This is a genomic window from Amycolatopsis sp. CFH S0740, assembly GCF_004522315.1.
Lineage (GTDB): Bacteria > Actinomycetota > Actinomycetes > Mycobacteriales > Pseudonocardiaceae > Amycolatopsis > Amycolatopsis nivea.
Map to the genome: position 1 here is coordinate 94,696 of NZ_SDLS01000023.1, position 24,840 is coordinate 119,535.

Genomic DNA, 24,840 nt, shown 5'->3' on the forward strand with positions numbered 1-24,840 from the left:
CCATGTGGTCGTTGGCTTGGCAGACGACGAGGGCCCGGCTGAGCGGGTTCGTCGGCGCGTTCATCGCGATTCTCTGCGGCACCGCGCTCGTCGCGGGCTGCGGCATCCTCATGGAATCCGGTCTCCGGGCCGGAGTCCCGACCGAGCGCTACGCCGACGCGTCGGTGGTGGTCGGCGGGGTGCAGACCACGAAACCGCCGGGATCGGATTTCGGCGAGTCCGAGCAGGTCACCGAACAGACCACGGTGCCGGAGACGCTGGTCAACCGGATCGCGTCGGTGCCAGGGGTGCGCCAGGCGGTGCCGGAGCAGGACTTCCCGGCGAACGTCGTGACGTCCGGCGGCAAGGTGCTCACCGGCCCGAACGGCACCCAGTCGCGCGGGCACAACTGGGACGCGGCCGTGCTCGCCCCGCTCTCCATCCGGGAAGGCCACGCGCCCGAAGCGGCGAACGAAGTCGTTCTCGACGCGGAACTGGCCGCCCGCGCCGGAGTTTCAGTCGGCAGCACAGTGCGGGTCTCGACCCGGTCCACGCCGATGGAGTTCCGGGTCAGCGGCATCGCCACGCCCCAGTCCGCCAGCGGGCTGAGCCGGCAGTCGGCCCTGTACTTCTCCGCCGCGCGCGCCGCCGATCTTTCCGGGAAGCCCGGGCAGGTCCACGCGATCGGCGTGCTCGCCGCTCCCGGGGTCGCGGCGGGCGATCTGGAAGACCGCGTCAACGCGGCGGTCAAGGGCGAACCCGTCACGGTGACCGCGGGGATGGAACGCAGCACGGTCGAATTCCTCGACGTGAGCCAGACCCGGATGCTGCTGTTCATCCTCGCGGGCGCGTTCGGCGGGTACGCGATCCTGGTCGCGGTGTTCGTCGTGGCGAGCACGCTGGCGCTGGTGATCAACCAGCGACGGCGGGAATTCGCGCTGCTGCGGGCGATCGCCGCCACCCCGAAGCAGATCCGCAAGCTGATCAGCGCCGAAACCATGCTGGTCGCGACGATCGCCGGGGTGCTCGGCGCGGGTCTCGGCGTGGCCGTCGGCTACGGATTGCGCAACTCCTTCGCCGCGGTCGGCGTGATCCCGCAGGACTTCGGCCTCGCGATCGGCCCGCTCCCGCTCGTCGTCGCGTTCCTGCTCGGCTTGGGCGCGGCCCGGCTGGCCGCGTGGTCGGCGGCACGGCGTCCGTCGTCGATCCGCCCGATCGAAGCGCTCGGCGAGGCGGCTGTCGAACGCCGCGAACTCGGCCGGGCCCGCCTCGTCGTCGGCTGGGTGCTGGTGGCGCTCGGCTTCGGCGGCGCGACCGTCCCGATGTACGTGACCGGACCGGGCGCGCTCGCCGCCTCCTCGATGTCCGCGCTGGTGGTCGTGATCGGGCTTTCGGTGCTCGGGCCGAAGGTGGTCGCCTTCATGACGCGGATCATCGGCCCGCTGTACTCCGGCTTCTCGCGCATCAGCGGCTACCTCGCCGCGGCGAACAACCAGGCCAACGCCCGGCGGCTCGCCTCGGCGGTGACCCCGGTGATGCTGGCGGTCGCGTTCGCGATCTCGATGTTCTACAGCCAGACGTCGTCCGCCGCCGCCACCCGGGAGCAGGCGGTCCGGTCGACGACCGCGGACCACGTCCTGACGAGCACGACCGGCGCGCTGTCCCCGGAGGTCGCCGCGGCGGCGCGGGCCATCCCCGGAGTCGCGGCGGCTACCTCGGTGATCCGCACCGACGTCGTCACCACGGTCAAGGAGGACCAGCGGCTGCGCGTCATGAAGTACCCGGCGCAGGGGCTGAACGGCGACCAGGTCCGCGGCGTGCTCGACCTCGGCGTCGTGTCCGGGAATCTGGCCGACCTGCGCGGCGACACCGTCGCGATGAGCAAGAGCGAAGCCGATTGGTACGACAAGAAAATCGGCGACGAGGTCGACTTCTGGTTCGGCGACGGCAGCCCCGCGAAGGTGAAACTGGTCGCGGTCTACACGCACAACCAGGCGTTCGGCGAGTACGTGCTGCCCGCCGATCTCGCCCGCGCGCACACCGGGGACCGGATGGACAGTTCCGTTCTGGTGCGCCAAGACCCGAACGCGGACCCAGCCGCAGTGACCGCCGCGTTGCGCGACCTCAGCGCGCGCTACCCAGGCCTCACCGTGACTCCGAGCTCCACGGTTTCCGCGCTGGAAAGCGCTTCGGCACAGCAGCAGTTCTACCTGAACCTCGTCGCGGTCGGTGTGATCCTCGGCTACGTGGTGATCTCGGTGGCCAACACGCTGGTGATGACCACCGCGCAGCGTTCGCGGGAATTCGCCCTGCTGCGGTTGATCGGCACCACCCGGGGCCAGGTCGTGCGGATGATGCGCCTGGAAGCGTTGACGACCGCGGGCATCGCGGCACTGATCGGCACCGTGGTGGCGGCGATTCCGTTGGCGATTCTCAACCTTGCCCTGCGCGACACTCCGCTCCCGTCCGGAACCCCCGCGGTATTCGGCGGAATCATCGCCGGAGCCTTCTTGCTCAGCCTGGTCTCGCTCGGTCTGTCCACTCGGGTCACCTTGCGCGCCAAGCCCATCGACGCCATCGGCCTCCGCGAATAAGAAAGAAGAACCCATGCGCACCACCTCGCTGAAACGGCTTTCGGTGGCGGCCCTCACCGCGGCGGGCCTGCTCCTGCCCGCCGCGGCGGACGCCTCGCCGGCTCGTTTCCTCGACCAGTCCACCATTCCCGATTTGCAGCGCGCCATGGACCGCAGGCAACTGACGTCGGAACAGCTGACGCGCGGTTACCTGCGCCGGATCGAAGAACTGAACCCCAAACTACACGCCGTCGTGCAAACCAATCCGGACGCACTGGCGGCGGCGAAGGAAAGCGACGCCCGCCGCCGGACCCACTCCTCCCGCAGTGCCCTGGAAGGAATTCCGGTTCTGCTGAAGGAAAACACCGACACCGCAGACCGGCAAACCACCACCGCCGGGTCCACCGCGATGCTCGGTTCACGCCCCGCCAAAGACGCGTTCCTGGTCCAGCGCCTGCGCGCCGCCGGGGCGATCGTGCTCGGCAAAGCGAACCTGTCGGAATGGTCGAATTTCCGCTCTGGCGGGCAAATCCCAGGCTGGAGCGGAGTCGCGGGCCAGACCCGCAATCCCTACGCACTGGACCGCAGCCCGTGCGGCTCCTCGAGCGGCTCGGCAGTCGCTGCCGCAGCCGGTCTGGCGACGGTCGCCATCGGCACCGAGACCGACGGTTCGATCGTGTGCCCAGCGGCCGCGACCTCGACCGTCGGCGTGAAAACCAGCCTAGGCGTCGTGAGCCGCAGCGGCGTCGTGCCGATCACCACCCAGCACGACACCCCCGGCCCGATCGCCCGCAACGTCACCGACGCCGCACTCACCCTCGCCGTAATCACCGGTGCCGACCCAGCTGATCTCGCCTCAGTCGCCGCCGCGCCCGCGATTCCCAAGGACCTCCGTCTGGATCGCAACGCCCTGCGCGGCAAGCGAATCGGCATCTGGCGCAAGGGCCACACCGGCATCGATCAGCAGGCGGACCGCGTCTTCGAGTCCACAGTGCACACTCTGCGCTCACTGGGCGCGACGGTCGTCGAGGGCGCGGACGTCGAGGACATTTCCTGGTCAGTCAAACCGGACCTTTTCCCGGCGTTGCTGACCGAGTTCAAACACGACCTGAACGCCTACCTCAGCGCGACCCCCGGCAACCACCCGCGGAACCTGTCCGAGCTGATCGCCTACAACGACCAGCACCGCGACGTCGAGATGCCGCTGTTCGACCAAAGCCTGCTGATCGAAGCGAACAAGGCCGACGGCAACCTGACCGACCAGACCTACCGCCGCCAGCGCGCCGCCGCGACGGGCATCGCACAACGGTCGATCGACGACGTCCTTGCCTCGAAGAGCCTCGACGCAATCGTCACCCTGAGCGGCTTGCCTGCTTCGCCGCTGGACCGCCCAGGCGACCCGAAGTTCATGAGCAGCACGCGAAACACCTCCGTCGCGGGCTACCCGAACATCACCGTGCCAGCCGGTTTCGCGGGTCCGCTGCCGGTCGGGGTCTCGTTCCTGGGCACGAAGTATCACGATGCGCAGCTGCTCAACTTCGCCTACGCGTACGAGCAGGCGTCACACGCGCGGCAGGCTCCTCGGTACCTGCCCGCTGCCTAGCCGAGTCGAGCTCCCGGCTGCGGGAGGAGAAGCGGCCGAGATCCGGCGCGCGCCCCAGCCGCGGCGGACCAGGCGCGTGATGCCAGTGGTCCGTGAAGGGCTCCTTGAGGGAACCAGATTCCTTCAAGGAGCCCTTCACGGACTTCGGCGCGAGCGAGAGCCGTCCGGCACGTTTTCGTCGGCCCGTCCTCCGCAGCGCTCTCGCCGACACCGCCACTGCTGACCCTCCGCGCACCCGAGCAACCCCATCGAGGCGGCCCGACCCGACGCCGCTCGGACGAGCCCGCCGGAGCCGAGCCCGCCCGACCCGAGCCAGCCCGAACCGAGCCCGCCCAACCCAAGCCAGCCCCGCAGATGTCCCGCTGATCGGGAACAACCCCACAATCCGCCCCCTGCCGCCAAACGGCCCAGCCTCCAGGCAAAACACCCCGCCGCCGTTAGCATTCCGTGACCAACCGCGAACCCGGCGTATCGAGGCCGTCAGTTTCTACCCTGGTCACCGGATTAATCGGGCACTCTCACTCATTCGGGTTAACAACTTCGCTATCTTGGACCCCGTGGTGCACGCAAAGTCACGTTCCGCTCAGCGGGCGAGCCTTCGGCTGGGCGCCGTGGCGGCTGCCACGGTGCTGGGGGCCGGGCTCGCCGGGGCCTACGTCGGCCTGCACCGGACGGCGGAGGCGGAGACGGCCAAACCGGTGTCGAACGTCGCCGTCGCGCGCAGTGCCGGCGGCAACGCGGGCAACGCCAGCAGCACAGTCAGCGGCGGCACGGGCAACACCGGCGGCAAGTCCTCCGCGCAGCCGCCCGCGCTGCCCGATCATCCGACCCCGTTCAGCGTCAAACTGTCCTCAAAGGACATTCCAGAGAAGGGCGGCGGCGTCCGCACCGGCGGGTGCAGCGGGTCGCTGATCGCCCCGCAGTGGATCGTCACCGCGGGACACTGCTTCCACGACCTCGACAGCACGCGCGTCAGCGGCAAACCCGACTACACGATGACCGCCGCGATCGGGAAGCTCACCGACTCCGATCCGCGCGGGCACGTGCTGAAGATCGTGGACACGCGCCAGTCCGCGGTGAACGACCTCGCGCTCGCCAAGCTGTCCGAGCCGGTCACTGACATCGAACCGCTCGCGCTGCCGGACGGTCCGCCGGACCCGGGGCAGCACACGACGTTCGTCGGCTGGGGTTCGCTGTCCTCGAAGGTCATCGTGCAGACCGACCACATCAAACGCGGCGACTTCCAGGTCGACGAAGTGCGCAAGAACGAGATCACCCTCGAACCGCTGAAGAAGCGCACCGTCGAGAACAGCCCCTGCCCGGACGACTCGGGTTCGCCGTTCTTCGTGCCGATCAAGGGCAAAAACACGCTGATCGCGGTCGAGAACTTCGGACCGGACTGTCCTCAGCCCGGCATCGAAACCGCGGCGCGCGTCGACCAGCTCGTCTCGTGGATCCGGGGCGAGATCGGCGCGTAAGCGCTCACCGGGGCAGCAGCGCCGCCAATTCCCGCGCGGCAGCACGCAAAGCGGGCACGAACTCCTCGAGTTGAGCCACGCTTAGCCGGTAAGCCGGTGCGGCGGTGGACAACGCGGCGATCGCGGTCCCGTCCGGAGTCCGGATCGGAACGCCGACCGCACGGATGCCTTCCTCGTGCTCCTCGTCAGCGATCGCGTAACCACGTTCGCGCACCGCCGCGATCTCCGCCGCGAACGCCTCGCGCGAAGTGATCGTGCGCGGGCCCAGCGCCGGCAGTTCAAGCGAAGCGACCAGTTCATCCCGGTTCGGCGTGAACGCGACCAGGCATTTCCCCATCGACGTGCAGTGCAACGGCCCGCGCGCGCCCGGTTCGCCGCGGATCTGCAGCCGCTGCGACCCCTGCACCGAGTGCACGTAAACCTGGTTGTGCCCGTCCAGCACGGCCAGCAGCGTCGGCTCGCCGGTCTCCGCGGACAGCTTCTGCATCACCGGCAGCGCGACACCGGCGAACCCGCGCGCCTGCGACACCGACTGGCCCAGCTCGAACAGCCGCAGCCCCAGCGAATACCGCTTCGACACCGGGTCATTGCGCGCGAATCCCTCGCTCTGCAAGGAGCTGAGCAACCGATGCGTGGTGCTCACCGGATACCCGGCGGCGCGCGCGAGCTCGGACAGCGGCACGCCCTCGGGGTAGCCGCCGAGCAGGGACAGCACCCGCAAAGCCTTGCCGACCATGTCCGCCATCGGACCCCCTTGACGTCCCGCGCGCGGCGACGCACACTGCCTCTCACCGCATTGCGGAATAGCTTTCCATATGACGGAAAGCTCGTCAAGGACTTGGGTCAGCGGCGACAGGAGTACCGGATGAACACCGTCGAGCAGGCGGGCACGCTCGGGAGGCAGCGCTGGCTGCGGCTGATCCCGATCGTCTTCGTCACCTACAGCCTCGCCTACCTCGACCGGTCGAACTTCTCGATCGCGACCGCGGGCGGCATGGCCGAGGAACTGCACCTCACGAGCACGACGTCCGGCCTGATCGCCGCGTCGTTCTTCCTCGGCTACTTCCTGCTGCAGGTCCCGGGCGTGCTCTACGCCGACCACCGCAGCGTGCGGAGCTTGATCTTCTGGTCGGTGCTCGCGTGGGGAGTCCTGGCGACCGCGCAGGGCCTGCTCAGTTCGGTGCCGGTGCTGATCGTGGTCCGGTTCCTGCTCGGCGCGGTGGAAGCGGCGGTCCTGCCCGCGCTCGTCGTGCTGCTCGCCCGGTGGTTCACGAAGGCCGAACGCGGCCGGGCCAACGCGTTCCTGATCCTGGGCAACCCGGTCACGGTGATGTGGCTGTCGGCGGCGTCCGGGTACCTGATCGAGGCGACGTCCTGGCGCGGCATGTTCATCATCGAGGGAATTCCGGCGCTGATCTGGGCTTTCGTGTTCCGCGCGCAGGTCCGCGACCGGCCCGCCGACACTCCCTGGCTCGACCCGGCCGGTCGCGCCGCGGTCGAAAACGCGATCGCCGCGGAACAGGCGCAGCTGCCGGAACCGGCTGCGCGGCCGGTGCGGGAAGTGTTGCGGTCCAAGGCGGTTCTGCTGCTGGCCGCGCAGTATCTGTTGTGGAGCATCGGCGTGTACGGCTTCGTGTTCTGGCTGCCGTCGATCGTCAAGGCAGGCTCGTCGGCCGGGATCGGCGCGACCGGTTTGCTGTCGGCGATCCCGTACGCGTTCGCCGTGGTGGCGATGCTGATCAACTCGCGCGGTTCGGACCGGACCGGGGCGCGGCGGCGGTTCGTGTGGCCGTGGCTGCTCGCCGGCGCGGTCGCGTTCTACGGTTCGTATCTCTTGGGCAAGCAGCATTTCTGGTGGGCGTTCGTGCTGCTGGCGATCGCCGCGGTCGCCTTGTACGCGCCGTACGGCCCATTCTTCGCGATGATTTCCGAACTCCTGCCGCAGCGGACCGCCGGGGTGGCGGTAGCCGTGGTCAACGCCGCCGGCGCGCTCGGCGGGTTCCTCGGGACCTACCTGGTCGGCTGGCTCGAATCGGTCACCGGCAGCACGGCTGCCGCGTTCCTGATGCTGGCGGGGACAATGGCCGCAGCCGCGGTGCTGGTGCTCGCGGTTCCGGTGAAGACGAAGGAAAGGCGAGCATGACCGCGCGTGTACTGGTGCCCTGGTCCGACATTTCCGTCCCGGCCGAACTGAACGCGGTCGTCTGGGACGGCCGCGGCACCCCGCCGGACGGCCTCGACGACGTCGAGTTCTACGTCCTGCCCTACGACCAGGGCCCGGCGGCGGCGAAGCTTATTCCGGAACTGCCGTCGCTGCGCGCGGTCCAGACGCTTTCCGCCGGGTACGACAATCTGCTGCCGCTCGTCCCGTCCGGGGTGCAGCTGGCGAACGGCCGGGGCCTGCACGACCTCAGCGTCGCCGAGCACACGCTCGCGCTGATCCTTGCCGCGCAACGGTATTTCCCGCGCTGGTTCGCGCAGCAGCAGAAGGGCTCGTGGGACCGGGTGCACACGCGCTCGCTCGCCGACTGCCGCGTCTTGCTGGTCGGCTACGGCTCGATCGGCCAAGCCATCGAGCGGTACCTGGAGGCCGGCGAGGCCGAGGTGGTCCGGGTCGCCAGCACCGCGCGCTCCGGTGTGCACGGCATCGACGAGCTGCCGGAGCTCCTGCCGACCGCGGACATCGTGGTCCTGGTCCTGCCCGACACTGCGCAGACGCGCGGCCTTTTCGGGGCCAAGGAACTGGCGCTGCTGCCGGACACCGCGCTGGTCGTGAACGTCGGCCGCGGCACCGCTGTGGACACGGACGCGCTCACCGCCGAGGTTTCCGCCGGTCGCCTGCGCGCCGCGCTCGACGTCGTGGACCCGGAACCGCTGCCCGCCGACCATCCTCTGTGGACCCTCGACGGCGCGATCATCACTCCGCACATCGCCGGTGGCTCGGACTCCTTCTACCCGCGCGCGAAGCGGCTGGCCGAACGCCAGCTCGCGCACTACGCGAAGGGCGAGCCGCTGGAGAACCTCGTCAGCTGAGTACGGACTCGACCGCGGGCTGGTAGGCGGCGATCTGGTCGGGCGTCCAGGAGCCGGAGATGTCGTGCGTGACGATCCGGTAGACGAGCGCGCGGATCAGCATCTGCCGCCATTCCGGCAGATGCGCCCAGCGGTCGATCAGCCCGGGAGTCGCGCCGTACCAGCACAACGCGTCGGCGACCGCCACCGCGGCGGCCCAGGCCGGCGGACGCCAGTAGACCGCCCAGTCGATCACCGCGGGCGGCTGTCCCGGCGCGAACAGGACGTTGCCGGGAAGGTCGCCGTGCACCGCCTGCGCGGCCGACTCGACCGGACGGCGCGCCTCGAGCAACGGGCGGAGGAGGTCACGAGCGGGCGCCGTGCCTTCGGGCGGCAATTCCGCCCAGGCGACCCGGTCTCCGATCGCCCAGGGGTCAGTCCGGAAAACGAGGAAATCCGGCCGCGACAGGTGTGCGATCGCTTGATGGAACGCGATCCCGGCCCGAATCGCGTCGTCAGGCCGGGAAGTGTCCGGGCGGCCGGGGACGAGCCGGCTCGCCTCCCAGCCGAGCGACGGATGACCGCCGGATGAATTCTGGCCGACGGATGTTCCCGCGATCCATTCCCCGTCGCGAGCCTGCAGCGGACGAGCGATCCGGAACTCCGCCGATTCCGCCACCTCGGCGAGCGCCGCCGCCCGCCATCGCGTTTCCGGAGCGAACTCCACCGGTTTCAGCACGACGTCCCCGGCGCGCCAGGTCTCGCCTTTCCCGCCCTCCAACCGAACCGGGTCCTCGGCGCAGCCGAACGCGTCCAGCACGTCCACCGATGGTTGCTTGTTCAACGTTCTGCGCCTTTTCTCTCGGGTTTCCGCAGCTCTTCGCATATCTACCCAGAGCAACGCAAGGGGAGGAACGACTCCCCCTGAAGGTACAGAAGCGCATTCAGGGGACCACCCACAGTGCACATGTGAGCCCTGTGTATGCTTCGCCATCGCTTGACTGGGTGGATTCTTCACCCGAATTGGTGGCCGCCGTGGTCGGGGAGATGTGGTCTCACGCGGTCCGTCGTTCGTGGTTCGGGACTCGATGGGAGAAAGCATGCACGGCAGGTCAATTCTGGTCCGGGGAGGGGCCGCGGCGGCTTCCGCGGCAGCGGCGCTCATGATCGCCGCGCCGGTCGCCCTCGCGGACGACAACGCCCCCACGGCGCGCAGCGGCGCGGCCTCGGGCGAGCTGGTGTACGGCGGCACGTCGGGCTTCGACGTCAACATCGCCGACAAGGGCAAGGTCCAGACGACGCTGTTCAACTTCAAGCTGTCCGACGGCGCCATCTCGAAGATGTACTGCGTGCAGATCGAGGTCGGCGCGCGGTTCGGCGAGACCATGGTCGAGCACGCCTGGAACGACTACCCCGACGCGAAGTCGCCGTTCCGCAAGAACAACAAGAACATCAACTGGGTGCTGCACCACAGCTACCCGTCGCAGGACGTCGCCTCCATCGAGAAGGCGCTGACCGGCAAGGGCGTCGAGCTCCACGACGGTCTGTCCACGAAGGAAGCGCTGACCGCGACCCAGGCCGCGGTGTGGCACTACAGCGACGCGAAGGACCTCGACGCCGAGAACCCGCTGGCCAACGGCTCCCCGGACGAAGCGGCCGACGTTCTCGCGCTGTACAAGTACCTCACCGGCGACGCCAACACCGGCGTCGAGGAGAAGAAGCCGGCGCTGAGCATCACCCCGGCGAAGGCGACCGGCGAAGCGGGCACCAAGATCGGCCCGTTCACCGTCGCCACCACCGGCAGCGTCACCGACTTCACGAGCAAGCTCCCCGAGGGCGTGAAGGTCGTCGGCGAGAATGGCGAGGAGCTCAAGTCCTCGGCGATCAAGAACGGCACGAAGCTGTTCCTGGATGTCCCGAAGGACGCGAAGCCCGGCACGGCCGAACTCGCGATCAAGGCCACCGGCGACGTCAACACGGGCCGCCTGTTCGTGGCCAAGAACTACGACAGCAACCCGGCGCAGTCGCTGATCGTGGCACAGTCGCAGAAGAGCGCGGTCGAGGCCGCGGCCACCGGCACCTGGACCGAAACGGGCCCGGTCACCACCGCGCCCGCCACGACCGCCCCCGCGGCCGGCAACAACTCGGGCCAGACCCCGCTGGCGAACACCGGCGTGAACGCCGCCCTGCCCATCGGAATCGGCGCAGCCCTGGTCATCGCGGGCGGCGCGATGATCCTGGTGGTTCGCCGTCGTCGCAGCAACGCCTGATTTACTCTGCTTGACCCTGCTTTAGCAACGGGCCGGTCCTTTTAGGACCGGCCCGTTTTGCTTCCCCGCCCGGGAAGTCCGTGAAGGGCTCCTTGGGGGAATCTAATTCCCTCAAGGAGCCCTTCACGCCCCCGCGGCCGGTGCGTGAGGGCCACCCTCACGACGCGCGGCCGGTCCGTGAGGGACTCCTTCACGGACTTGGGTTCCCTCAAGGAGCCCTTCACGGACGACAATGTGCCGTGAGGGCCACCCTCACGGCCGCTGATTCCCTCAGGGTTCCCCTCACGACCGCCCGACGGTGCGTGAGGGGCCCCTCACGCACCTGCTCGCGTCCCTCAGTTCGCCAGCGCTCCACGGCCCCCGCAACCGGCGGCCGCGAACCCACTCAACCAAGCGCTCAAGCCGCGCCCCGCCCGCCAATCCGCCGCCGATGCGCTCAAGCCGCGCGCCCCACCCGCCAACCCGCAACCGGTGCACCCAAGCCAAGCACCCCGCTCACCAATCCGCAGCCGATGCACCCAACGATCGGTGCACCCACACCACCCCCGCGCCCCGATACGAAGCCAAAATGCGGTCTGGGGTGGCTTGTCAAGGCATCTTTCCCGCCTTGACAAGCCACCCCAGACCGTCATCACAATCAAGCTTCGGGGTGCCCCGCCGCACTCCCGCCCCGCGATGTGCGAAGCACGAGCCGGGTCAGTTCACACAAGTAACCCCATCAGCAGTAATCTCCGGAGCACCCCCGGCAGGAGGCTCCATAACCGCCGGAGCGGAAGCCGGATGCACCCCGGAATCATCCGAATACTTCTGCCCCAAATAAACCCGGAAATGATCCTTGTCCAAAGAACTGTCCGAAGCCACCGCAACCCCACCGAGCTTCGCCGCGATACCCTCAGCCTGACTACGCTGCCCCCGCCCGTAATAGACAGTAGAAGTCCGCCGAGTAGCACTATTAGTGACAGACCCCCGCTGATACCCAGCAGCAGCAAGCTTGTCCGCAACCCGGTTGGCCAACCCGTCCACCCCAGACGAGTTCCGCACATCCACCACATAAGAAGCCAACGCAGGATCCCCAGCAGCCGAAGACGGCGGCGCAGAAGAAGACGGAGCAGAAGTAGCAGCCCCGGTCTGCTCCCGGACAAACTTCTGCACCTGCTGAGGATCCACCTGCACGGCATCCCCGTCATTAGGCGTCTTCAAAGTAATGCTAACCACCGGCACGGTGACAAAGTTGATACTCCCAGCACTCATCCCATGCAGTTGCTGAGCAAACCCGAGCAAATCCCAGTTGGTATCAACAACGACAGCCTTCTTGACCGCCCCGATCAACGCATCCAACTTACCCGGATCCGTCAACGTGCCAGCGGAAAGAATAGTCTTAGCCATACTCGCCATGAAGACCTGCTGCCGCTTGATCCGATCCAAGTCCCCATTGGGCAACCCATGCCGCTGCCGCACGAACTGCAACGCCTGCGCTCCGGCAACATTCTGCGGCCCAGCAGGGAAATTAGCCCCAGAGTAAGAATCCCGAACCGGGGCCTTAAGGCAAACCGGAACTCCGCCCACAGCCTGGCTCACGTAGTAGAACCCAGCCAGATTGACCGCCGCATAGTGCGTAATGGTCAGCCCGGTCAACTGCTGCACAGTCTCGATCGCCGTCTTGGCCCCAGCCTGCGCCGAGTCCGTCTCGAGCTGAGGCCCAGACTCCCCCTGTGCCTTCAGCTCGTTCTTCCGAGCAGTCTGCCCATACGTATAAGCCGAGTTGATCTTGTGCTTCCCGAACTTCCCGGCAAGCTGGACATACGAGTCACGCGGGATCGAGATGGCCGTGGCGTTCCCGCCGCCCGCCGGGATGTGCACGACGATCATCGTGTCCGTCGTGTCGCCGCCGTCCTCGGCGCCGCCAGCGTGCAGTTGGTCGAGTACGTCCTCGGGCAGCGGATTGCCCTCCGCGTCGGTGCGCGTGTCGAGGCCGACCATCAGGATGTTCTGCTCGTCCATCGGCGAGTTCGACCCGGAGCCGATCACATCGGACCTGGTCAGGCCGTCGGTGATCTGGTTCAGCTTCGACCACGCGAACGCGGTGCCGCCGAGGACCAGCAGCGAGACGACGGCCAGGAGCACCTGGGCGACGCGGAGCGCGCTGGAAGTCTTGCGACGCATCGGGGTTCCTCTTCCTGCCACATCCGGTGGTCGAAAGACCCACGGTAGCGGGCGTCTCACCTGGACGGGTTACCGCTTACCCCAAATTGCGGAGAGGGCGCCCGGAATGTCGGACCGAGGGTGTATCGCCGCGGGCGGTCCGGCCTCGACTCTCATTCTACAGGGATGTAGTTTTACTACACCCGTGTAGAAGCAGAAAGAGGTGCCCGATGGCCCGCGTGGTGATCGTGTCCGCCCGGATCGGAGCGGGACACGACGGTGCCGCCAGGGAGCTGGACCGGTGGTTTTCCAGCCGCGGCGCACACGTCGTCCGCGCCGATTTCCTGGACCTGCTGCCGGGAAGACTCGGCGAACTGCTCTGCGGCGCCTACCACCGGCAGCTCAACACCGTGCCGCGCAGCTGGGACTGGCTGCTCAGCGCACTGGGCACCCCCGCGCTGGCCGGAGCCGCCCGTCGGTTCGCCGGCCTCGCTACGCCGCGACTGCGCGAGCTGCTGGGGGAGAACACCGACGTCGTCGTCTCGACCTATCCGCTTGCGACGCACGCGGTCGCCCGGCTGCGGCGGTCCAACGAACTGACTGCGCCGCTGGTCGTCTACCTCACCGACCCGTCGGTGCACCGCCTGTGCGTGAGCCCGGACGCGACGCTCACCGTCGCTCCCAACGAAACCGCCGCTCGCCAAGCCCGAGCGCTCGGGGCCGGTCGCACGCTCGTCTCGCGTCCGCTGGTCGCGCCCGCCTTCCGGCCCGCCGCCGGGATCACCGAACGGCTGCGGCTCCGGCTCACCTTCGGCCTTCCGCATGACGGCCCGCTCGCGTTGGTCGTGGCCGGATCCTGGGGCGTAGGCCAAATCGGACAGACCGCCGACGACCTCCTCGCGACCGGCCTCGTCGAACCGGTCGTAGTGTGCGGCCGCAACGAAGCGCTGGCGGAAAGACTGCGGAAAACCGGACATCGGCACGTTTTCGGCTGGGTCGACCGGATGCCGGAACTGATGCGCGCGTGCGACGTCGTGGTGCAGAACGCGGGCGGGCTGACGACGTCGGAGGCGCTCGCGACCGGCCTCCCGGTGCTGACCTACCGCTGCCTGCCCGGCCACGGCCGAGCCAACGCCGCCGTGCTGCACAACGACGGCATCGTCCCGTGGGTCCATTCGCCGAGCGAACTGACCGAGGCGCTCGAGTGGTTGCTGCGCCGACCGGTCAAGGCAGCCGGATGATCCGCGGGCTCGCCGCGGCAGCCGTCGCACACGCAGCGCCAGCCGCATTGTTCGTACCGCAGCTGCGGACGGCAAGACTCGCCGGACGAGGCGACCCCAGCCACGTGGCGCTGACCTTCGACGACGGCCCCAACCCGGAGTCCACGCCGCAATTCCTCCGAATCCTCGAAAAACTGGACGTCCGCGCGACCTTCTTCGTACTGGGCCGGGAACTGGCCGCCGCACCGGAACTAGGCCGGGAGATCGCCGCCGCCGGGCACGAGGTCGCAGTTCACGGCTGGGATCACCGCTGCTTCCTGCGCCGCTCCCCGAAGGCCCTGCACGACGACCTGGCACACACCGTCGACCTGATCGAACTCATCACCGGCACGAGACCGCAGTGGTTGCGCGCGCCGTACGGAGTGTTCAGCGCGAGCGCCCTGCTTTCAGCGCGCGTGCTCGGACTTCAGCCCGTTTTGTGGAGCACCTGGGGATTTGACTGGACCAATCGCGCCACTCCGCGCTCGGTCGTGCGCACCGCGTGCCGACGACTGACCGGCGGCGGCACGATTCTGCTGCACGACTCCGACGTCGCCGCCGCGCCGGGAGCATGGCGGTCAGCGCTCGGCGCAGTCCCGGTGCTGGTGTCGGAATGCTTGGAGCGCGGGTTCGCCGTGGGTCCCCTGCGCGAGCACGCAAGCGGCGTGCTGCGCGGTCTCGAGTCCGGAGTGGAGATCGGTCGCCGCGTCGAGCGTGCTGGCCGCTGACCAGGCGCACGCACCCAGCACGACCGCCACGGCCACTGCCGCCAACGGGTTCCGCCGCGAACCGGACGACGGGGCGGAAAGCAGCGCACGCACGCGTTGCGGCACCGGCCCGCCGGTCGCGGCCAGCGCGAGCGACGGCTGGGACCGGCTGGCCAGCGCGGCCTTCGCGACCGCCGTGGCCACCAGTTTCCGGTCGCCGACGCGGTCCGCGGCCGCCTCGTCCGCCCAGCGTTCCAGCGCGAACCGGGCCGCCGCGCCGAGCGGACGCAGCACCGGGTTGACCGTGGTCGCGACCGTCACGATCGCGGCGAAAACGTGGTGCCGCAGCCGCAAATGCGCGCGTTCGTGGGCCAGCAACGCGCGCCGTTCCTGCGGTTCCAGCGCCGCGAGCATCCCGCTGGACACCGCGATCCGGCCGCCGCCGCCTGCCACCGCGAACGCGACCGGTTCCTCGCCCGGCAGCAGCACGAAGCCAGCCTCGCGGGTGTGCGCGTTCAGCTCGGCGTGCACCTTCCGGTGCCAGCGCACGTGTTGCGTCGTCGCTCGCGTCAACGCGACCCCGGCCACGACGAGCGCGACCCCGCTGGCGATCGCCAGCGGCAGGTTCACCGCGTCGGCCCCGCGGAACGCGACCGCGGAGAAATCGCCCAGCTCGCCGACGAACGGCAGCTGCGCGAGCCCTGCCGCCGCGAGGACCGCGAGCGTCGCCGTGCTGCCGACGGCGAGCACCAGCGCGGAACCGGCGAGCAGCCAGCTGCCCAGCCGCGGCGACAACCGGGGCGCGACCCAGCGCGCCACCGGCCAGGACGCCAGCGGCAGCAGCAGCGGAACGAGCAGGTCGAGGTTCACGCCTCAGCCGCCGTTCTGGCGCAGCAGGTCGCGCAGCACGGCCTCGTCCGATTCGGACAGGTTCGACACGAATTTCGCCAGCACGCTGGACCGGTCGGCTTCGGCGTCGAGCACCTTGCTCATCCGGCGGGCGGCGAGCCCGGGTTCGTCGTCGGCGGCGCGGTAGGTGAACGAGCGGCCCTGCTTCTCGCGGGTCGCGACGCCCTTCTCGAACAACCGGGACAGGATCGTCACGACGGTGGTGTAGGCCAGTCCGCCGCCGATCCGTTCCTGCACGCCGGCGGCCGACATCGGCTCGTCGGATTCCCACAGCACCGCGAGCACCTCGGCCTCCAGCTCGCCGGGAGCCCGCCGGGCGCTCTCGCCCCGTCCGTTGCGCATGGCCCAAATTCTACCGGTTTGTCGAAGCAGCCCAGCCCGCTACTACGTTCATGTAGAATTTCGACAGTTGTGTAGTAGTTGGAGGTGGGCATGCTCGACCCGAAGTGGCTGCTGGCCGCGTTCGGCCCGCTCGGCGTCTTCGCGGTGATGTTCGCCGAGACCGGCCTGCTCGTGGGCTTCTTCCTGCCGGGCGATTCGCTGTTGTTCACCGCCGGGGTGCTCGCGGCCTCGTCGAAGCTGCACCTGCCCCTCGCGGCCGTCATCGTCGCCGCGGCGGCCGGCGCACTGCTCGGCGCACAGGCCGGATTCGTCCTCGGCCGCCGCGGGGGAGGCGCGCTGCTCGTTCGCGTGCGCAGCAAGCACCTGCACGAGGGCATCGCGCGCGGATCGGCGCTGCTCAGCCGGTACGGGCTGGGCAAGGCGGTCGTGCTGGCGCGGTTCATCCCGGTGGTCCGGACCGTGCTGAACCCGCTCGTCGGCATCGCCGGGATGCCTGCCGCGAAATTCGCGTTGTGGCAGGTGATCGGCGGTCTGTTGTGGACGGTCGGGGTCACGCTCGCCGGGTACGCGCTGGGTGCGTCGGTGCCCAACATCGACACGTACCTGCTGCCGATCATCGCCGTGGTGGTGCTGCTTTCGCTGAGCCCGCTGCTGGTCGAACTCGTCCGAGCCCGCCGGAGCGTGCCGCGATGATCGACGCTGGCTTGTATCGCGACGTCACGGATTTCGCCTGGTCACAACACTGGCTGGCGGGCATCGCAACAACCTTCAGCGAGTACGGGGTTTTCCTGGTGGCACCGGTGATCCTCGCGCTGCTCTGGCGAGCGCGGACACGCGGACCGGCGGCGCTGGCGGCCGCGGCGTGGGTGCCGATCGCGATCGCGGCGGCGCTCGCCGTGGACACCGTGCTGAAGTCCGTGTTCGCCGAGATCCGGCCATGCCGCGTGGTTCCGGGCGTGCACACGCTGCTGCCGTGCGATCCGCCGGCCGACTACGCGTTTCCCAGCAACCACACGGTCATCGTCGCCGCGTTCGCGGTGGCGTTGCTGCTGGTCAACCGCAAATGGGGGCTCTGGGCGCTCGTTTTCGCGGTGCTGATGGGGATTTCGCGGGTGTACGTCGGGGCGCACTACCCGCACGACGTGCTCGCGGGGTTCGTGGTCGGGGCTGGAATCGGGGCGCTCGGGCTCGTGGTCCGCGAACCGCTGGCGAAGGTGGCGGTTCGGCTGATTCCAGTCGTATCCGGGAGGAAAACATGACTGACGATCGACCCGTCCGCTGCTCCGACGCCGAACGCGAGCAGACGACGAAAGCCCTGAACAACGCGGCGGGCGAAGGACGGCTGAGCCTGGCCGAGGTGGAGGAACGGGTCACGGTCGTCTACGCGGCGCAATACCGGCACGAGCTGGACGCGGTGGTCGCGGACCTGCCCGCACCTGCGCCGAGGCCCAGCTGGCAGCCACTGCTTCTGCTGGCCGGACACCAGTTGGTCACAGACTTCGGAGCCGCGCCGCCGCGGCGGAAGCTGGCGGTCGGAATTCTGCTGATGTTCGCGGTGGCGGCGATGGTTTTCCTTGCCATGCATGGTTTCGCGGACGAAGGAGAGCACTTCGGGCACCGCTAAACTGACGCCATGCAGAGGGGAACGGGCGTCGCGTTGGTCACCGGGAGTTCGCGCGGGATCGGCAGGGCGGTCGCGGAACGGCTGGGTGCCGACGGGTTCTCGGTCGCGGTCAACTATCGCTCCGATCAAGACTCGGCAGAGGCCGTCGTCGCCAAGATCCGCGCGGACGGCGGCCAGGCGGTCGCCCTGCGCGCGGACGTCACCGACGACGCCGAGTTGCGTGGCCTTTTCGACCGCACGGAACAGGAATTCGGCGGTCTCGACGTGGTCGTCGCGAACGTGGGGATCGCCCGGTTCGTGCCGCTCGCCGAGGCCTCCGACGAGATCTACGACCTGATCTTCAGCACTAATCTGCGGCCCACCTTCGTCGCCTTGCGCGAGGCGGCCCGGCGGGTGCGCGACGGCGGCCGGATCGTCGTGATGTCGAGCGGAGTGGTCCAGACAGCCCGGCCCGGCACCGGGATCTACGGTGCCGCGAAGGCCGCCGGAGACCAGTTCGTGCGCGTGCTGGCGAAGGAACTCGGCCCGCGCGGGGTGACGGTGAACAGCGTGCTTCCGGGCGCGGTCCGCACCGACGCGCTCCTCGCCGACGGGCCGCCGGGCGTGGTCGAGTACAGCGCGAAGCAGACGCCGCTCGGCCGGATCGCCGAACCCGGCGACATCGCGGACATCGTGGGGTTCCTGGCGTCGGACCAGGCCCGCTGGGTCACCGGCCAGACGCTGCACGCCGGCGGCGGACAGTTCTAATCGCCCGGCCGTTCGGCCAGCAGCTGCGTCCGCACGTCGGTCTTCAGTACCTTTCCGACCTTCGACCGCGGCAGGTCCGGCCAGAGCAAGACCTCCTTCGGAGTCTTCACGCTGCCGAGCAGCTCCTTCACCGTGGCCCGCAGTTCATCAGCGGCAGCGGTACGTCCTTGGTGCAGCTGGACGACCGCGGTCACCTGCTCGCCCCACTTTTCGTGCGGCAAGCCCACCACCGCGCAGTCCTGCACCGCCGGATGCGTCATCAGCGCCTGCTCCACCTCGGCCGAGTAGACGTTGAACCCGCCGGTGATGATCATGTCTTTCGCCCGGTCCACGACGTACAGGAAGTTCTCCTCGTCGAGGTAGCCGATGTCGCCGGTGTGGTGCCAGCCGTGCCTGCTGACTTCCGCGGTGGCGTCGGGGTTCCGGTAGTACCCCGGCATCACGAGCGGTCCGCGCACCACGATCTCGCCGCGTTCGCCGCGCGGCAGGAGGGTTCCGTCTTCGGCCATGATCGCCACCTGCGTCAGCGGCGTCGGACGACCCGCTGAGGTGAAGCGTTCGCGCGCCAGGGAACCGTCCGGATGGAAATGGTCGGCGGGAGCCAGGGTCGAGATCATCATCGGCGCTTCGCTTTGCCCGAACAGCTGTCCGAGCACCGGCCCGATCCGGGCGATCGCTTCCTCCAGCCGGGCAGCGGACATCGGCGCGGCCCCGTACCACAGGCATTCCAGCGAACTGAAGTCCGTCGCGGACAGTTCAGGATGGTCCAGCAGCAGGTAAATCAGCGTCGGCGGCAGGAAGGTGTGGGTAATCCGGTGCCGTTCGATCAGTTCGAGGAACCGGCCGAGATCCGGCGACGGCATCACCACGATTTCGCCGCCCAGTGCCAGAACTGGGAAACACAGCACCCCGGCGGCGTGCGTGAGCGGAGCCAGCGCGAGGTAGCGCGGGCGCGGCTGGAACGGATAGCTCATCAACGTCAGCGCCGACATGGTTTCGACGTTGTGCCCGGTCAGCACCACGCCTTTCGGCCGTCCGGTGGTGCCGCCGGTGCCCACGAGCATCACCGTGTCGTCCGGCGGACCGGCCTGCCACGGCGTGCCGGGAAGCCCGTCGAGCCATTCGGCCAGCGGGATCGCGCCGGGGAACGAGCCGTCGAGGCACACCACCGTGGTCAGCTTCGGCAGCTGATCGGCGATCCGGGAGACGAGCGGTGCGAACGACTCCTGCACGAGCAGGCACGTGCAGTCGAACAGGTCCAGCAGCTCCCGGTTCTCCGCCGCTTCGTTGCGCGGGTTGACCGGGCACCACACCGCCCCTGCCCGGCTGATGCCGAAGACGCACCCGAACGACACCGGGTCGTTGGCGGAGAGGATCGCCACCTTGTCGCCCGGCCGCACGCCGGAACGGGCGAGCGCCCTGGCGACCTGCCAGGACAGCTGCTGGACCTCGCCGTAGCTGAGCGATCCGCCGTCCGTGGTCAAACACGGGGCCGACGGGCCCAGCGAGGCGCCCTTGTCGAGATAGTCGGTCAGTCGCACCGCTCGTCTCCCCGTCTCAGGACTGCACCGTCAGAACCGGATTCGAAACCAGCCCGAACGACCGCAGCACGCCGAGCAGTTCGCGGTGGCCGAACGCCTGGCACGCCGACGCGAACCCGGCGCGCCGCGGGGGTTGCTGCAGCAGCGAATACGCCGCGTACGCCTGCATCAGCCCGGTCTGCTTGTAGTTGCAGGTCCCGTGGATCACGCAGTGCGCGCGACCGAGCGGGCCGGACGCGTGCACCGAGTCCAGCGACGTATTGATCCGCTGGTTTTCCCTCGGCGGCATTTCGTCCCGGACCGCGGCCGCCTGCTCGTGCAGCACCTTGAGCTTTTCTTCCAGCGGCAGGTCTTTCACCTGCTCCAGGACGGCCGCGACAATCTGCGGCACACCTTGCATCAGTGCCCGGTCGAACACGCCGCCGACCGCTTTCACGTTGGCCACGCGCGGATCGTTCTTGAACCACACCGGATGCGACGTGCCGCCCCACGGCAGCGCGAGCCCGATCTCGTGGTGCCCCGGCACGGTGACCTCTTGCAGCCCGCCGTCGGCAGGCCAGGGCGCGTATTCGTTCTGCTCCAGGTAATACGCGGCGGACAGCGCGGCGTTCACCAGGATGGTCTGCGTGGAAGCGACTGTGGGGTAACCCTTCCAGAACACCAGGATGTCCAAAGTGTCCAGTCCGGGAGTCTCGAGGCAGAGGTTCGCCGCGATCTCGCCGGTGGTGTACATCTGCGCGATGCCGGGGGAGAGCAGCAGGCCCTTGGCGGCCATGTCCGCGCCGTAGCGCTCTTCGGCGGAAATCAGCCAATCCTGCTCGCCGGTGGTGTCGAGATAGTGCGTCCCGGATTCGAGGCAAGCCTGGACGACCTCGTGGCCGTACTCGCTGAACGGGCCGACGGTGTTGCACACGACCGACGCGTCCTGGAAAAGCTCGGTGAGCGGGCCGGTTTCGTGCGATACCTCGACCACCTCGTGGTCCACGGTGTCGAGGCCGGGAATGTGGTCGAGCGCGGCCTGGACCCGGGCCTTGTCCCGGCCGGCGGCGGTGAATGCCACGTTGTACTCGCGGAGGTATTCGCAGATCAGGCGGCCGGTGTAGCCGGACGCGCCGTAAACGACGACGGGCTTGGTCACGACTGGTGTTCCTTTCGCTGGAGGGGATTCACATGCCCATGCCGCCGTCGACCGGGAGGCCGGCGCCGGTGATGAAGCGGGCGGCGTCGGAGGCGAGGAAGACCACGGCGTCGGCCATGTCCGCGACCTCGCCGAGCCGTCCGGCCGGGGTCTGCGCGACCACCGCGCCGATCGCGTCCTCGATGCTCGGGAACAGCCCGACGTCGACCACGTCGGCCGCGAGCTGGTTGCCCATCTGCGTCGGAACCAGGCCCGGGTACACGCAGTTGACTCGCACGCCGTAGCCGAGTTTCCCGGACTCCATCGCCGCGACGCGGGTGAGCCGGTCGACCGCCGATTTCGTCGCCGAATAGCCAGCGATGCCGGGGAAAGCGATGGTCGCGGCCACCGAGGCGATGTTCACGACCGCGCCGCCGCGTCCGGCGACGCCGCCGGGACGCATGGCGCGGAACGCGTGCTTCACGCCGAGCGAGGTGCCGAGCACGTTGACTTCGAGCATCTTCCGCACGTCGGCCGGGTCGAGGTCGGCGACGAGCCCGGTGATTTCCACGCCCGCGTTGTTCACGACGATGTCGAGCCCGCCGTGCTCGCCGACCACGGCCTCGACAGCCCGCGCCCAGTTGTCGTCGTCGGTGACGTCCAGCCGGACGAATCCGCTGCTGGCCCCGCTCTGCTTGATCGCGTCGGCGGTCTGGCGGCCGAGGTCCTCCTGGACGTCGGCGACGACCACCGCCGCGCCTGCCTTCGCGAGCGCCTCGGCCATGCCCTGGCCAAGGCCCTGCGCGCCGCCGGTGACCAGCGCGGTGCGCCCGGTCAGGTCGTACGAACCCATCGACATCTCCTCCTTGAGACGTGCCGCGAGTGCGGTGTAGGTCACACCGTAGCTAATTTTGGACAGTCGTCAAGATTTTCTTGGACGCTCGTCAAGAAACCGTGGCGCGCTAGACTGCCGGGTGTGACACAGGCGAAGGAGCGCATCTCCCGCCGCGCCGTGGACAAGTTCGCCCAGCGCCGCGAGCAGCTGGCCGAGTCCGCGCTGCAGGCACTGGCCGAGCTGGGCTATGCCCGCACGAGCCTGCGCGAAATCGCCCAGAAATCCGACTTCTCGCACGGCGTCCTGCACTACTACTTCGCGGACAAGGTCGAGCTGCTCACTTACGCGGTCCGCAAGTTCGAAGAGGTCTGCGTGACCCGCTACGACGACGTAGTGGCGGAGGCGGGCTCGGCCGAGGAGCTGAAACACGGCTTCGGCGCGGCGATGGCAGGCACGCTGCGGACCGACGCGGCGATGCACCGTCTCTGGTACGACCTGCGCAACCAGAGCCTGTTCGAAGAGTCTTTCCGCGACGATGTGCTCGACATCGACGAACAGCGCCAGGACATGGTGTGGCGCGTCGTGCGGCGCTACGCCGAGTTCACCGGCCGGCCGGCCCAGGTGTCGCCAGAGGTCGCGTACGCCGCCTTCGACGGCCTGTTCCAGCGCGCTTTGCTGCAGCGGCTCGCCGGTCAGGACGCGGCCGCGGACGGCTTGGAGGCCGATGTCGCGGCTCTGCTCACGCACTTCGTCTGACGGTTACCCCTCCGGAGTGGCGATGCCGGGTGCGGCCGCCCGTCCGTGGTTAGGATGCGCTCGGACGGTCACCGGGCGAGAAGGGGTGCGCGAGCGTGCAAGCGGGGGACCTTGAACCGCCTGAGCCGCAGGCCGTTTCCGCACCGTTGACCAGGGCGGCGATCTTCCTGATGGTGCAGGTCGACGCCGGTGCCGAGCAGGTCGCGAAAGACCTTCTCGCCGATCTCGCCGGGCTGCAGCGCGCGGTGGGGTTCCGCGACGCGGGGGCCGGGCTGACCTGCGTCGCCGGGATCTCGTCGGCGGCGTGGGACCGGATCTACGGCGGTCCGCGACCCGCGGAACTGCACGAGCTGCCGGTTTTCTCCGGCGACAAGCACACGAGCGTCCTCACCGCCGAGGCCGACCTGCTGTTCCACCTCCGCGCCGAGCGGCTCGACCTGTGCTTCGAGCTGGAATCGCTGATCATGGACCGGCTGCGCGGTTCGGTGAAGGTGCTCGACGAGGTGCAGGGCTTCCGGTACTTCGACGCGCGCGACGTGCTCGGCTTCGTCGACGGCACGGAGAACCCGACCGGCAACGGCGTCAACCAGGCGGTGCTGGTGGACGACGACGAACCGTTCAACCGCGGCAGCTACGTGGTCGTGCAGAAGTACCTGCACGACATGGCGGCGTGGAACGCGCTCACCACCGAGCAGCAGGAACTGGTGATCGGACGGCGCAAACTGTCCGATGTGGAGATGTCGGACGAGGAAAAGCCCGCCGACGCGCACATCGCGCTCAACGTGATCACCGACGACGAGGGCAACGAACTCGACATCCTGCGCGACAACATGCCGTTCGGCCGTCCGGGGCACGACGAGTTCGGCACCTATTTCATCGGCTACACCAAATCTCCGGCGGTGATCGAGAAAATGCTGGAGAACATGTTCGTCGGGTCGCCGCCGGGCACCTACGACCGGATTCTCGACTTCTCCACGCCTCACACCGGCGCGCTGTTCTACGTGCCGACCGCGGACTTCCTCGAAGATCCGCCGGACGCCCCGCCCGAGCCGGAACCGCCGGCTGCCGCGACGCCCGCCGGGTCGTCGCTGGGCATCGGAAGCCTGCGAAGGAGCACTCGGTCATGAACAACCTGCATCGCGAACTCGCCCCGATCTCCGCCGCCGCGTGGGCGGACCTGGAGGAAGAGGCGAAGCGCACCTTCGCCGAGTTCGCCGCGGCGCGCCGGGTGGTCGACGTCGTCGTCACCGGAGACCCGGCACTCGCCGCGATCGGCACCGGACGCCGCGAGCGCGTCGGCGACAAGTTCGACGGCGTCGCGACGAGCCTGCGCACGGCACAGCGGATCGTGGAACTGCGGGTGCCGTTCACGGTGTCGCGCGAGGAAGTCGATTCGGTCGAGTGGGGCGCGAAAGACGCGGACTGGCAGCCGGTGAAGGACGCCGCGCAGCAGATCGCGTACGCCGAGGACCGGATCGTGGTCGACGGTTTCGCCGAAGCGGGCATCACCGGCATCCGCCCGGCTTCGTCGCTTTCGCCGATCGCGCTGCCGCCCGAGGCCCCGCGCTACCCGAAGGCAATCGGCGACGCGATCGCCGAACTGCGCGACGCGGGCGTGGCCGGTCCGTACACCGTTCTGCTGAGCGACGACGAGTTCACCGCCGCGTACGAGGCGGCGAACCACGGTTATCCGGTGCTGGAACACCTGAAGCAGATCGTGGACGGCGAACTCATCCGCACGCCCGCGATCAGTGGCGCCTGCGTCCTGTCCACCCGCGGCGGCGACTACGAGCTCCACTTCGGACAGGATCTGTCCATCGGGTACTCCAGCCACGACGCGTCCACTGTGGAGCTGTACTTCTACGAGACGCTGACCTTCCTGGTCAACACCGCCGAGGCGGGGATCGGGCTGACCGCCTGAGGCGTTACCTGATCCTGCGGTCTTG

Annotated in this window: 22 protein-coding genes and 1 pseudogene; 15 read left to right on the forward strand and 8 right to left on the reverse strand. The window is 68.9% G+C overall.

The genetic code is table 11. The features are described 5' to 3' along the window. Window positions 1–2 precede the first annotated feature (2 nt). The 3 genes from EIZ45_RS31895 (at window position 3) to EIZ45_RS31905 (ending at window position 5,633) form a co-directional block, all read left to right on the forward strand. Window positions 3–2,573, forward strand: a complete 2,571-nt coding sequence (locus tag EIZ45_RS31895) for an FtsX-like permease family protein (protein ID WP_134667537.1) — start codon at window positions 3–5, stop codon at window positions 2,571–2,573. Between the two features lie 13 nt (window positions 2,574–2,586). Beyond that, entirely contained in the window at window positions 2,587–4,155 is a 1,569-nt protein-coding gene (locus EIZ45_RS31900; RefSeq protein WP_134667481.1) for an amidase, read from the forward strand. A 611-nt stretch (window positions 4,156–4,766) separates the two neighbouring features. After that, entirely contained in the window at window positions 4,767–5,633 is an 867-nt protein-coding gene (locus EIZ45_RS31905) for a trypsin-like serine protease (protein ID WP_167756611.1), read from the forward strand. A 4-nt stretch (window positions 5,634–5,637) separates the two neighbouring features. Here the strand turns inward: EIZ45_RS31905 and EIZ45_RS31910 are convergent, their stop codons facing one another. Next, complete coding sequence (locus tag EIZ45_RS31910; RefSeq protein ID WP_134667480.1) at window positions 5,638–6,378, reverse strand: IclR family transcriptional regulator; 741 nt, start codon at window positions 6,376–6,378, stop codon at window positions 5,638–5,640. A gap of 120 nt (window positions 6,379–6,498) precedes the next feature. On the opposite strand from EIZ45_RS31910, the gene EIZ45_RS31915 reads away from it, so the two are divergent. Together EIZ45_RS31915 and EIZ45_RS31920 are read left to right on the forward strand one after the other, a co-directional pair. Next, entirely contained in the window at window positions 6,499–7,776 is a 1,278-nt protein-coding gene (locus tag EIZ45_RS31915) for an MFS transporter (RefSeq protein WP_134667479.1), read from the forward strand. Continuing rightward, window positions 7,773–8,666: a 2-hydroxyacid dehydrogenase gene (locus EIZ45_RS31920; RefSeq protein ID WP_134667478.1), complete on the forward strand. Its 894-nt coding sequence runs from the start codon at window positions 7,773–7,775 to the stop codon at window positions 8,664–8,666. The genes EIZ45_RS31915 and EIZ45_RS31920 overlap by 4 nt, the downstream gene beginning before the upstream one ends. Here the strand turns inward: EIZ45_RS31920 and EIZ45_RS31925 are convergent. Next, window positions 8,659–9,489 (reverse strand): TIGR02569 family protein, encoded by an 831-nt coding sequence (locus tag EIZ45_RS31925; RefSeq protein ID WP_134667477.1) that lies wholly within the window; start codon window positions 9,487–9,489, stop codon window positions 8,659–8,661. The genes EIZ45_RS31920 and EIZ45_RS31925 overlap by 8 nt on opposite strands. A gap of 256 nt (window positions 9,490–9,745) precedes the next feature. On the opposite strand from EIZ45_RS31925, the gene EIZ45_RS31930 reads away from it, so the two are divergent. Beyond that, window positions 9,746–10,915 (forward strand): thioester domain-containing protein, encoded by a 1,170-nt coding sequence (locus EIZ45_RS31930; RefSeq protein WP_167756612.1) that lies wholly within the window; start codon window positions 9,746–9,748, stop codon window positions 10,913–10,915. A 696-nt stretch (window positions 10,916–11,611) separates the two neighbouring features. Here the strand turns inward: EIZ45_RS31930 and EIZ45_RS31935 are convergent. Then, window positions 11,612–13,078: an LCP family protein gene (locus EIZ45_RS31935; protein ID WP_134667476.1), complete on the reverse strand. Its 1,467-nt coding sequence runs from the start codon at window positions 13,076–13,078 to the stop codon at window positions 11,612–11,614. A 209-nt stretch (window positions 13,079–13,287) separates the two neighbouring features. On the opposite strand from EIZ45_RS31935, the gene EIZ45_RS31940 reads away from it, so the two are divergent. Together EIZ45_RS31940 and EIZ45_RS47045 are read left to right on the forward strand one after the other, a co-directional pair. Next, a complete protein-coding gene (locus EIZ45_RS31940; protein ID WP_134667475.1) occupies window positions 13,288–14,298 on the forward strand; it encodes a glycosyltransferase in 1,011 nt (336 codons plus the stop codon). Continuing rightward, window positions 14,295–14,738 (forward strand): annotated as a pseudogene (locus EIZ45_RS47045) (polysaccharide deacetylase family protein); the annotation flags it as partial. The gene EIZ45_RS31940 and the pseudogene EIZ45_RS47045, both read left to right, overlap by 4 nt. A gap of 156 nt (window positions 14,739–14,894) precedes the next feature. Here EIZ45_RS47045 and EIZ45_RS31950 read toward each other — a convergent pair. Further along, window positions 14,895–15,893, reverse strand: coding sequence for a M56 family metallopeptidase (locus EIZ45_RS31950; protein ID WP_205670191.1), 999 nt, complete (start codon window positions 15,891–15,893; stop codon window positions 14,895–14,897). Between the two features lie 3 nt (window positions 15,894–15,896). Continuing rightward, window positions 15,897–16,274, reverse strand: coding sequence for a BlaI/MecI/CopY family transcriptional regulator (locus tag EIZ45_RS31955; RefSeq protein ID WP_043828018.1), 378 nt, complete (start codon window positions 16,272–16,274; stop codon window positions 15,897–15,899). A gap of 90 nt (window positions 16,275–16,364) precedes the next feature. Here EIZ45_RS31955 and EIZ45_RS31960 point away from each other — a divergent pair, with 90 nt between their 5' ends. The 4 genes from EIZ45_RS31960 to EIZ45_RS31975 are packed head-to-tail and all read left to right on the forward strand — an operon-like array spanning window position 16,365 to window position 18,645. Then, a complete protein-coding gene (locus tag EIZ45_RS31960; protein ID WP_134667474.1) occupies window positions 16,365–16,967 on the forward strand; it encodes a DedA family protein in 603 nt (200 codons plus the stop codon). Next, a complete protein-coding gene (locus EIZ45_RS31965) occupies window positions 16,964–17,533 on the forward strand; it encodes a phosphatase PAP2 family protein (RefSeq protein ID WP_134667473.1) in 570 nt (189 codons plus the stop codon). Before EIZ45_RS31960 ends, EIZ45_RS31965 begins: the two co-directional genes overlap by 4 nt. After that, entirely contained in the window at window positions 17,530–17,898 is a 369-nt protein-coding gene (locus EIZ45_RS31970; RefSeq protein ID WP_134667472.1) for a DUF1707 domain-containing protein, read from the forward strand. The genes EIZ45_RS31965 and EIZ45_RS31970 overlap by 4 nt, the downstream gene beginning before the upstream one ends. Window positions 17,899–17,907: 9 nt before the next feature. Continuing rightward, window positions 17,908–18,645, forward strand: a complete 738-nt coding sequence (locus tag EIZ45_RS31975; RefSeq protein ID WP_134667471.1) for an SDR family oxidoreductase — start codon at window positions 17,908–17,910, stop codon at window positions 18,643–18,645. On the opposite strand, the gene EIZ45_RS31980 is transcribed toward EIZ45_RS31975, so the two are convergent. The 3 genes from EIZ45_RS31980 to EIZ45_RS31990 are packed head-to-tail and all read right to left on the reverse strand — an operon-like array spanning window position 18,642 to window position 22,201. Then, window positions 18,642–20,186 carry a long-chain fatty acid--CoA ligase gene (locus EIZ45_RS31980; protein WP_134667470.1) on the reverse strand — a complete coding sequence of 515 codons (1,545 nt, stop codon included), beginning with the start codon at window positions 20,184–20,186 and terminating at the stop codon, window positions 18,642–18,644. The genes EIZ45_RS31975 and EIZ45_RS31980 overlap by 4 nt on opposite strands. 16 nt (window positions 20,187–20,202) lie before the next feature. After that, the gene (locus EIZ45_RS31985; RefSeq protein ID WP_134667469.1) at window positions 20,203–21,324 is read right to left on the reverse strand and encodes a DUF5938 domain-containing protein; all 1,122 of its coding nucleotides are present in this window, start codon (window positions 21,322–21,324) and stop codon (window positions 20,203–20,205) included. Window positions 21,325–21,352: 28 nt separating this feature from the next. Beyond that, the gene (locus EIZ45_RS31990) at window positions 21,353–22,201 is read right to left on the reverse strand and encodes an SDR family NAD(P)-dependent oxidoreductase (protein ID WP_235146591.1); all 849 of its coding nucleotides are present in this window, start codon (window positions 22,199–22,201) and stop codon (window positions 21,353–21,355) included. A gap of 78 nt (window positions 22,202–22,279) precedes the next feature. Between EIZ45_RS31990 and EIZ45_RS31995 the strand changes: the two genes are divergently transcribed. The 3 genes from EIZ45_RS31995 (at window position 22,280) to EIZ45_RS32005 (ending at window position 24,815) form a co-directional block, all read left to right on the forward strand. Further along, the gene (locus tag EIZ45_RS31995) at window positions 22,280–22,894 is read left to right on the forward strand and encodes a TetR/AcrR family transcriptional regulator (RefSeq protein ID WP_134667468.1); all 615 of its coding nucleotides are present in this window, start codon (window positions 22,280–22,282) and stop codon (window positions 22,892–22,894) included. A gap of 95 nt (window positions 22,895–22,989) precedes the next feature. After that, entirely contained in the window at window positions 22,990–24,021 is a 1,032-nt protein-coding gene (locus tag EIZ45_RS32000; RefSeq protein WP_134667467.1) for a Dyp-type peroxidase, read from the forward strand. Next, window positions 24,018–24,815 carry a family 1 encapsulin nanocompartment shell protein gene (locus tag EIZ45_RS32005; RefSeq protein WP_037816798.1) on the forward strand — a complete coding sequence of 266 codons (798 nt, stop codon included), beginning with the start codon at window positions 24,018–24,020 and terminating at the stop codon, window positions 24,813–24,815. Before EIZ45_RS32000 ends, EIZ45_RS32005 begins: the two co-directional genes overlap by 4 nt. The last annotated feature ends 25 nt before the right edge of the window (window positions 24,816–24,840 follow it).